Raw genomic sequence first — 9490 nt, forward strand, 5'->3', positions numbered from 1 at the left:
GTGGTCAGCGTGCTCGCGGGCTATGGCCCCATGGGCGGCGGCCGGATCGAGGTGGACGGCCAGTTCCCCCTTGGGGAGACGCTGAGCGTCGCCGCCGGGATCGCCGGTTTCGACGACGAATACGCCAGCGGCTCCGACGCCGTGTTCGGGTCCTATGCTGTCGCCGCGCGATGGCGGCCGGCGGATGACGTCTTGGTCCTGCCGTTCTGGAGCCGGGTCGACGCGTGGGACCGCGAAGCGGCCCCGCTCTACGTCGCCGCGCCCGGGACCCTGCCGCCAAAGGTGGAGCGCCGCCGCTACATCGGTCCGGACTGGGCCGACTACCGGAACGTCGCGACGAACTACGGCGTCCTCGGCCGCGCGCCGTTGCCGGGCGGCTTCGACCTGGCCGCCGGTCTTTTCCGCTCAGTGAACGACACGCGGGAGAACCACGCGCATCTGCTCACCGGCGTCCTGCCCGATGGCTCCGCCCTCCGCCGCATCAGCCGCGACCCGCGTCAGCAGCTCGCCTCCACCAGCGGCGAGCTGCGGGTGAGCCGCGCCTGGGTCGCCGGTGATTGGGCGCACGCGCTCCACGCTTCCTTGCGCGGCCGAAAGCGGGACAGCCTCTATGGCGGCGGCGCCGCTGTCGACTTCGGCCCGACCAACGTGGCCGACGTGATCGATGCGCCGGAACCGGCCTATGTGCTGGGCGCCCGCACCCGCGACGTGGTCGAGCAGTGGACGGGCGGGCTCGCCTACGACGTCCGCTGGCGCGGCCGCGGCTCGCTGATGCTGGGGCTGCAGCGGACGGACTATCGCAAGACCGTGCGCCGCCCCGACGCCGCCGACGCCAAGGTCCATGATCCGGCCTGGCTCTATAACGCCGCCGCCTCCTGGACCCTTACCCCGAACCTCGCGCTCTACGGCAGCGTCGCCCGGGGCCTGGAGGAGAGCGGCGTCGCCCCCGACAGCGCCGCCAACCGGACTCAGGCCTTGCCGGCCATCATCACCGATCAGTGGGACGTCGGCGTCCGCTGGATCCTGCCGCACAATCTGCGCCTGGTGGCCGGCGCGTTCCAGGTGAAGAAGCCGTACTTCGCGCCGGACGAAGCGAATGTCTTCCTGGAGATGGGCGCGGTGCGCCACCGGGGCGTCGAGATGAGCCTGACCGGCTCGCCCGTCGAAGGCCTGACGCTGGTGGCCGGCGCCGTCCTGATGCAGCCGCGGGTGACCGGCGAACCGGTGGCGCAGGGCCGCATCGGACGCGAGCCCGTCGGCCAGACCGAGCGCGTCCTGACGCTCAGCGGGACATGGGCGCTGCCCGTCGAAGGCCTCTCGGCCACCTTCGGCGCCAACCACCATGGCCGCCGCGTCGCCGACCAGCTGAACCACGCCTATGTGCCGGCGGCGACGATCGTCGACCTGGGCCTGCGCTACCGGTTCGACGTCGGCGAGACGCCGGCGTTGCTGCGCCTGCAGGTGACGAACGTCACCAACGAACTCGACTGGAAGGTGATCAGCAGCGGGACCTTCGAGGTGAACGCACCCCGCACGGCGGCGCTATTCCTGACGATTGACTTCTGATGCGCACAGCGACCATCGCCGACGTCACGACCCACAGCGGACACTCACCGCCGCGCCGGCAGCGGAGCCCAACCGCGCCGACTGCCCGCGCGCGGCGCTACCGCCCAGCCGGCAGAGACGAAGCGAGCGAGCGACGCGGCGAGGGCTCTTCCGCGGCGTGGCGCGGGCCAGGAGCCCGCGGGATCGGCCGCTCAGCCCTCCGTCGCGAGCGCCGATCGAAACCTTTCCCGCAGCACCTTCTTGTCGATCTTGCCGGTGGCGGTCAGCGGCACGGGCTCGAACACGACCCTGTCGGGCAGCCACCATTTCACGACACGCTCGGCTAGGAAGGCCAGCACCTCTTGCGCCGTGAGCGACGCCCCCTGGTGGGTCTCGACGACCAGGATCGGGCGCTCCTCCCACTTAGGATGCGGCGCACCCACCACCGCGGCGATACGCACCCCTGGGCAACCGGCGGCGACGTTCTCGAGATCGACCGAACTGATCCATTCGCCGCCGGACTTGATCACGTCCTTGGCCCGGTCGGTCAGCCGCAGGAACCCGTTCGGATCGACCGTGGCGATGTCGCCGGTGTCGAACCAGCCCTCGGCGTCGCAGGCGTCGACCGTCTGCCGGTAATAGCGGCGCACGACCCATGGCCCGCGCACCTGCAGGGCTCCAGGCGTGACGCCGTCCCAGGGAACCTCCCCGCCTGCGTCGTCGACGAGCCGGACCTCGACGCCGTACTGCAGCCGGCCCTGGCGGGTCCAAAGGACCTCCTGCATCTCCGACTCCCCGAGCTCGGCCAGCGCCGGCGTCGGCGATGCGATGACGCCCAGGGGGCACGTCTCCGTCATCCCCCAGATCTGCAGGGTTTCGACGCCGTGGCGGACTTTGAACGCCTCGGCCATGGTCCGCGGCACGGCCGACCCGCCGATCATCACCCGCCGCAAGGCGCGCGGCGTCTGGCCGGTCTGCTCGAGATGGCTCAGGTACATCGTCCAGATGGTCGGGACGCCGCCGGTGAAGGTGACGGCCTCGCCGTCGATCAGCTCGTGGAGCGCCGCCCCGTCCATGCGGTCGCACGGCAGGACCAGCTTCGCGCCGCACAGCGGCGCCACGAACGGCAGCCCCCAGGCCGTGGCGTGATAGAGCGAAGAACACGGCATCACCACGTCGAAGGCCGTGAAGCCGAACGCCGCGTTGAGCCCGGCGCCCATGGCGTGGAGGACCACCGCCCGGTGACTGTAGAGCACGCCCTTGGGGTCGCCCGTCGTGCCGGAGGTGTAGCAGAGGAAGGCCGCCGCGGACTCGGGGAAAACCGGCCAGTCGATGGCGGGCTCTTCCGCCGCGAGCAACGCTTCATAGCAGTCCGCCGCCAGGGCTGCGGACTGCGCGGGCGGCGCGGAGAGTTCGACGAACCGGCGAACTGTCGTCAGGCGCGGTGCGATCCGTTCCACCTGCGCGGCGAGGTTGCGGTCGAAGAACAGCACGCGGCTTTCGGCGTGGTTGATCGTGTACGCGAGCTGCTCGCCCGACAGCCGCGGATTGGCGGTGTGCAGCACGGCGCCGATGCCGGTGACGCCGTAGAACAGCTCGAGATGCCGATGGGTGTTCCATGCCAGCGAGCTGACCCGTTCGCCGGGCGCGACGCCCATGCGCCGCAACGCCCAGGCGGCCTGTGCGGCCCGGCGGGCGACGCCGGCGTAGTCGTATCGCCACAGCGGCTCGTCGACGAGCCTGGACACCACCTCACGCCGCGGGTGCGCCGCGGCCGCGTAGGTCAGGATCGAAGCGATCTGCAGGGGCCGCTCCTGCATCAGTCCCGGGATCATCGACCTCCCCTTTCCCCTAGTCCGGCGCCGACTTTACGGAGCTGCGGCGATCAATCGAGCGGAACTTCGCCGACGTGGCTGACCTGTGGCGGTCCGCCGAAGTGCGGACCCGCCAGCGCGCGCCAGCGGTCGAACGCCGGAGAGCTCCGGAACCGCACGGTGTGGTCCTCCACCGTGTCCCAAGGCGACCACCAGGAGATGCCGCTGAGGCGTCTCGATCGTGCCATCGACCGGAAGCGGGCCTTGAAGTGGGGCTCGAAAGCGGACGTCGAGCGGGCGTGAACGGGCCCGCGTCATCTTGTCGGCGGCGCCAGGTGTTCGACGGGTAGATTCCGCTTCGGCGAGGGCGCGGCCCGCGTCAGCCGCTCGCGAGACTTGACCTCAGGGTGCTGGCGAGCGTGAGCGGATCGAAGGGCTTGCCGATCACGCCGGCGGCGCCCAGGGCGAGGAACCGTTCGCGCTCGTGCGCTTGGATCCGCGCAGTCATGAAGAGGATCGGGCAGTGATCAAACGCCGCCCGTTGCCGGATGCGCTGCAGGACGGTTGGCCCGTCCATGGCTGGCATCGTGGCATCGAGCAGGATGACGTCCGGCTGCACCGCCCCGCCGTCCAGCGCGGCCAGGGCTTCTTGCCCTGACGCCGCGGTGCGGACCTCGATGTCAGGGTCCATCTCCAACGCGTAGGTCGCGACCTCACGCAAGTCCGGCTCGTCTTCGACGTAGAGGACCTTCAGCTTGCTCACGCCGCCAGCTCCAGCCCGGCCCGCGCGCAATCGCTATGCAGCCTGCTCACCGTCCGGGCGAGCTCATCGAGGGAGGTCCTCGACTTCGTCAGGATAGCCTCGATCTGCTCGGTGAGCTGCACCTCCCCGTAGCTGCGCGCCGAGAAGATCACCACCGGCACCGTCCGCCCGTCGGCATGCGTCAAGTCCGGCAGGAGCTCGACGCCAGACCCGTCCGGCAGCCCGATGTCGAGAATCGCGACATCGGGCATCGCCGTCGAAAGGAGCCGGCGAGCGTCTGTCAGGCTCTCGGCCGTCATGACGCGCGCCCGCGCGCCGAACGCTTCGCAGACCAGTCGGCGCAGATCGGCGTCGTCGTCCACATAAAGCACTCGCGGGGGCTCCGTGGACGCTCGCGCGGCCTGGCCGACCGCCGACCTCAGTCGCCCCAGGTCGATCGGCTTCTGGATCCAGTCGACAATGTCCACGCCTTTCGCGACATTTTCCTGCGGGCTCGCGGATATGATTACGACCGGCAAGGCGCGGGTCTCGCTGCGCTCGCGCAGCCGCCCCAGGAAGTCCAGGCCGTTGCCGTCCGGCAAGCGCAGATCCAAGAGAAGCGCGCTGTACCGGTGCGGGCCTCGCAGGGCCGCGTCGGCCGCCGCGAGCGTGTGCACGACGTCGGCCTCGAACCCCTGCATCTCCAGTGCGGCGGAGAGGAACGCCGCCACGTCGACGTCGTCCTCGCACAGCAGCAGTCTTCCGCCGCCCATCTCCGCCGATGCAACTGGCTGCGCCAGGGTCACGGCCAAAGGCAGCTCTACATGGAAGGTGGCCCCCTGCCCTGGCGGCGAGTCGAACCAGATGCGGCCGCCATGGCGCTCGGTGATTTCCTTACAGATCGCAAGGCCGAGCCCTGTGCCGCCCTTCTGCCGGGTGTCCGAGGCGTCGGCCTGTGCAAACTTGCCGAAGATCCGATCACGGAACTCGGCGGAGATCCCCTGGCCGTGATCTCGCACGGAGAACCGCGCGCGCGGTCCCGACGTCGTGACCGCAACTTCGATCTCGCCGCCAGCGGGGGAGAACTTGGCGGCGTTGGACAACAGGTTTGTGAGCACCTGGGTCAGTCGATCGGCGTCGCCGCGGACGATCACAGGGGCGTCCAAATTCGCCGAGCGATAGGAGACGCCGAGATCGGACGCCAGCCCGCCCATGGTCTCGATCGCCCGGGCGGCAAGGTCGCCGAGGTCCACGTCGGCCATGGCGAAGGTCATCGCCCCCGTCTGCATCTTCTCGATGTCCAGGATGTCGTTGATCAGGCGCACCAGGCGGCGGCTGTTGCTCTCGGCGATCGAGATCAGCCGCGACGTGCGCTCCGGCAACGCACCGGCGGCGCCCGAGCCGATCAGCAGGCCAAGGGAACCCGCGATCGAGGTGAGCGGCGTGCGCAGTTCATGGCTGACGGTCGAGATGAATTCGTTCTTGGATCGCTCCAGCCGCCGTCGCTCGGTGCTGTCGCGAAGCACCGCGACGAAATGGACGCCGTCGGGCTGCAAGAGCTCGCCGACATTCACGTCCACGGGCAACTGCCCGCCATTCTTCTGCAGTAGATTGATCTCGTAGACGCGATGGCCGTCGTCCGAACGGGCGTCCAGCAGCCGCTGCACGAGGCTGCGGGGCTCGTTGGGATCGCTGCCGATCAGCATCTGGGCTGGACGGCCGATCAGTTCCGGCTCGCTGTAGCCCAGCATGCGTTCGCCCGCCTTGTTGACGCCCTCGATCCGTCCCTCGCCGTCGAGGGTGATGATGGCGTCCCGGGCGCTGTCCAGGATAGCGCGCCGGCCCTGGGCCTGAGCCTGCGCCTCATCACGACTGGCTTGCAGCGCGGCCTGCGCCTCCTTCATGTAGGTGATGTCCTGCGCCAGGCCGACGACCCGCAGGGTTTCGCCGGAGGCGTCGCGCACCGGGAATCCCCGGTCGGAAATCCAGCGGATCTCGCCGCCGGGACGGATAATCCGGTACTCGGTGCGGTAGCCCTGCGCCTGGTTCTCGAACGCACCGAAGAACGAAGCCCGGTCTTCCGGGTGTATCGCTTCGATCCAAAGCGCTGGGTCGGCGTGCAACTCAGCGGGCGAGCGCCCCCAGACCTTCTGATAGCCGGGGCTCACGTAGTGGATCGCGTCGCCACTCGGGGTACTGATCCAGAACACGTCCTCGACGGTTTCCGCCAGTTCTCGGAACCTTTCCTCACTGGCCCGCGCCGCCTGGTCCGCGGCCTTGAGGTTCGTGATGTCGTGCGCGATGCCCGCGACCCAGGAGACCTTGCCCTCCTCGTCCTCGACCGGATTGCCCACGGCGTGCACCCAGCGCACCTCACCGTCCGACCGAATGATCCGATACTCCAGATCGTAGGCCTGCCAGCCCTGCTGCGTCACCTCGAGCACCCTGGGGAGGTCATCCGGGTGAATGAGCTTCGCCCAGGTGAGCGGGTCCGCCATCAGGTCGGCGAGAAGGCGGCCGGTGAGCTTCTCGAAGCTTGGGCTCATGTAAGCGAACGCGCTGACGTGTGGGTCCGCGATCCACATGACCGCACCCACCGCGTCGCTCAGACGCTCCAGCCGCTCTCGGGTGGCCCGCAGCGCTTGGTCCCGGCGCGTCCGCGCGATAGCGACAGCGGCCAGGTTGCTCATCCGGGATACAAGCGCCAGATCGGCGCCGTCGGTCGCGCGCACGGTGCGGTGGTAGAGGGCGAAAGCGCCAAGGACGTCGCCCGTTTCGTCGAAGATCGGGGTGGATGCGCAGGCGCGTAGACCATGGGCCAGCGCCAGGTCGCGCCATTGATCCCAGAGAGGGTCGACGGCCAGGTCGCTGACCGCCACGGGCCGGCGCAGGTGGGCGGCTGTTCCACATGAGCCGCTCCTCGGCCCGATCGGCACGCCATCGACGGCGGCCATGTAGCCGGGCGGGAGGCCGGGCGCGACGCCGTTGCTCAGGACTTCCCGCGCAGGGTCGCGAAGCAGGATGGAACAGACCGCGCCGGTTTCGGACAGTTCGTCGACGGACGACGCGATCATCGCCAGGATGTCGCCTAGCGGGGCTCCGCCGCTGATGGCAGCCAACGCCGAGGCCTCGGCGGCCTGGATCTTCTCGGCCCGCCTCGCCCGGTCTTCCGCGCGGCGGATCTCGGTGACGTCGCTGATCACCGCCACCACGAAGGGCTCCGCCTCGCCGGCGTCGCTCGTGATGTAGACCCGCTGCTTGCGCGTGCGGCAGATGCGGACGTGCCCCTGTCCATCGGTGACGGGCTCCTCGGCTTCCACCATCTCGCCAGTCCGCAGGACCCGGTCGTCGACAGCCCAATAGGCGGCCACCTCCTCCGGAGGGAAGAAATCGGCGTCGGACTTGCCGACGAGGGCGCTCACGTCCGCCCCCGCCAACTCAGCGAACGCCCTGTTGAGCACCACCAGGCGGTGCGCCCGATCCTTCACGAAGACGGGAGCTGGGATGGCGTCGAAGATCGCCTGCGCCACCTGCAGGCTCGAAGCAAAGGCGGTTACCGACATAGACGATCCCAAGCGAAGCCAGGCGTCGGTGGAACCCGCCGACGAATGGGTGAAAGCAGGTCGCCGGCGAACTCCGCGCCCGCAAGGCCTGAACCAAAAGGTTGAAACACCCATGTAGGACAGCCACTCTCGGTTGTCCTGATCAGTATCGTGCGGCTCAACGCCGCGACGGCATGACGACGCTACGCGAAGTAGCGGAGCAAGCCGACTTGGCTTCCCGCAAAAACGCAGGAGCTGATGGGCGGCCCGACTTGCGGGCGTGGTTCCGCCGAAGTCCTGCTCAGGTCGTTTCACGACCCGCAGAGAGAGCCGCACCACTGTCGCAATCTGACACCCAAGTTGAGTTGTCGACGGCCGGCCGCCCAGGTCTATCGGGCTCTCAGGCGAGGAGACGTCGATGCAGTTGAAGTGTGCGGCTGTTCAGTTCCAGCACACCCCAGGCGACCGGGCGGGGAACCTCCAGAAGCTTGCCTTCATGGCTCGCCGCGCGCAGGCGCAGGGGGTCAAGATCATCGCGTTTCCGGAGATGTGCCTGACCGGCTACTGGCACGCACGCAACCTCGACCTGAAGGGGTGGCAGGCGCTTTCCGAACCCGTTCCCGACGGTCCTTCGACCGCTCGGCTCGTCAGCCTTGCGGATGAGTTGGACCTAGCCATTGGCGCCGGCCTGGTGGAGCAGGACGCAGAGGGGCGGCTGTTCAACACCTACGTGGTCGCGCTGCCCAGCGGGCAGGTCCACCGTCACCGGAAGATCCATGCCTTCGAAAGCCCGCACGTCTCCAGCGGCGACAGCTACACCGTGTTCGACACGCCATGGGGACCGAAGGTCGGCGTCCTCATCTGCTGGGACAACAACCTCGTGGAGAACGTCCGGGCGACCGCCTTGCTCGGCGCCGACATCCTGATGGCCCCGCATCAGACGGGAGGGACGGACTCGCGAAGCCCCCACGGTATGAAGCCCATCGACGTCGAACTCTGGCGGCGCCGGGGCGAGGACCCCGAGGCGCTGCGGAGAGAGTTCCAAGGCGAGAAGGGGCGCGGCTGGCTGATGCGGTGGCTGCCGGCTCGCGCGCACGACAACGGGCTCTTCATCCTGTTCGCCAATGGGGTGGGCGAGGACGACGGCGAGGTGCGCACCGGCAACGCGATGATACTTGATCCGTACGGGCGTGTGGTCGCGGAGAGCACGGCGCTCGAAGACGACCTGGTCGTGGCTGACCTGGATCTTCGTCTGCTCGACAAGTCGACGGGACGGCGCTGGATACGCGGCCGGAAACCCGAGCTCTATCGCGTGCTCACCGTGCCCTTGGGACATGAACTCTCTCCCCAGGATGCCCGCTTCTCGGACGCGCCGACCTCGCCCTGAGCGGCGGCCGCCTACCGCAGGCGCCGCTTCCAGGACCCGAAGAGCGGACCGTCTAATCTTTGTCGGCGGCCTTCGCCGAGGTTCGGCCTCGTCTCGGCGAGAGCGGCTCCGTCAGTCTCGATCCACATCGCCGGTTCGGAGGACCCTGGCCCGGTGCGCCCGCGCCACCGCGTCCGTTCGATTCGTCGCGCCGAGCCAGGCCGTCAGTCGGGCGACATGGATCTTCACCGTTGCAGGCGAAATGCCCAGCCGCCGGGCGATCTCCTTGTTCGTCAGTCCTTCCGCAAGCAGGTCCAGCACCGCCTGCTGGCGCGGCGGCAAGCGCGCCGCCTCGGCGCCATGGAGCTCCGGCAGGAGGTCGGTGATGCGGGCGATCAGCACCGCAGCGTCCGTGTTCTTCGAGAAGATCTCGGCGATGCCGCAGGCGCGCACCGCACGGAAGAGCTCCGGGTCCGTCAAT

7 protein-coding genes are annotated in these 9490 nt (G+C 69.0%); 2 read left to right on the forward strand and 5 right to left on the reverse strand.

The window, feature by feature from the left end; translation table 11 throughout:
- On the forward strand, positions 1 to 1566 hold a 1566-nt coding region (locus tag RIF93_RS14890), incomplete at its 5' end, for a TonB-dependent receptor domain-containing protein (RefSeq protein ID WP_309092235.1).
- A 191-nt stretch (positions 1567 to 1757) separates the two neighbouring features.
- Here the strand turns inward: RIF93_RS14890 and RIF93_RS14895 are convergent.
- The 4 genes from RIF93_RS14895 to RIF93_RS14910 all read right to left on the reverse strand — a co-directional run bounded on the left by RIF93_RS14895 (position 1758) and on the right by RIF93_RS14910 (position 7979).
- The gene (locus tag RIF93_RS14895; protein ID WP_309092236.1) at positions 1758 to 3380 is read right to left on the reverse strand and encodes a long-chain fatty acid--CoA ligase; all 1623 of its coding nucleotides are present in this window, start codon (positions 3378 to 3380) and stop codon (positions 1758 to 1760) included.
- A gap of 50 nt (positions 3381 to 3430) precedes the next feature.
- Positions 3431 to 3607 carry a hypothetical protein gene (locus tag RIF93_RS14900; RefSeq protein WP_309092237.1) on the reverse strand — a complete coding sequence of 59 codons (177 nt, stop codon included), beginning with the start codon at positions 3605 to 3607 and terminating at the stop codon, positions 3431 to 3433.
- Positions 3608 to 3738: 131 nt separating this feature from the next.
- On the reverse strand, positions 3739 to 4122 hold the full coding sequence (locus RIF93_RS14905; RefSeq protein ID WP_309092238.1) for a response regulator: 384 nt from the start codon (positions 4120 to 4122) through the stop codon (positions 3739 to 3741).
- Positions 4119 to 7979, reverse strand: coding sequence for a PAS domain S-box protein (locus RIF93_RS14910; protein WP_309092239.1), 3861 nt, complete (start codon positions 7977 to 7979; stop codon positions 4119 to 4121). Before RIF93_RS14910 ends, RIF93_RS14905 begins: the two co-directional genes overlap by 4 nt.
- Before the next feature lie 82 nt (positions 7980 to 8061).
- Here RIF93_RS14910 and RIF93_RS14915 point away from each other — a divergent pair, with 82 nt between their 5' ends.
- Positions 8062 to 9030, forward strand: a complete 969-nt coding sequence (locus RIF93_RS14915; RefSeq protein WP_309092240.1) for a nitrilase family protein — start codon at positions 8062 to 8064, stop codon at positions 9028 to 9030.
- Between the two features lie 111 nt (positions 9031 to 9141).
- On the opposite strand, the gene RIF93_RS14920 is transcribed toward RIF93_RS14915, so the two are convergent.
- On the reverse strand, positions 9142 to 9490 hold a 349-nt coding region (locus RIF93_RS14920), incomplete at its 5' end, for a response regulator transcription factor (protein WP_309092241.1).

The organism is Phenylobacterium sp. (genome assembly GCF_031181185.1).
GTDB lineage: Bacteria > Pseudomonadota > Alphaproteobacteria > Caulobacterales > Caulobacteraceae > Phenylobacterium.

Excerpts from the sequence above, each read along its gene's own strand:
- RIF93_RS14895 (WP_309092236.1), bottom strand. The coding sequence starts at position 3,380 with ATGATCCCGGGACTGATGCAGGAGCGGCCCCTGCAGATCGCTTCGATC.
- RIF93_RS14900 (WP_309092237.1), bottom strand. The coding sequence starts at position 3,607 with ATGGCACGATCGAGACGCCTCAGCGGCATCTCCTGGTGGTCGCCTTGG.
- RIF93_RS14915 (WP_309092240.1), top strand. The coding sequence starts at position 8,062 with ATGCAGTTGAAGTGTGCGGCTGTTCAGTTCCAGCACACCCCAGGCGAC.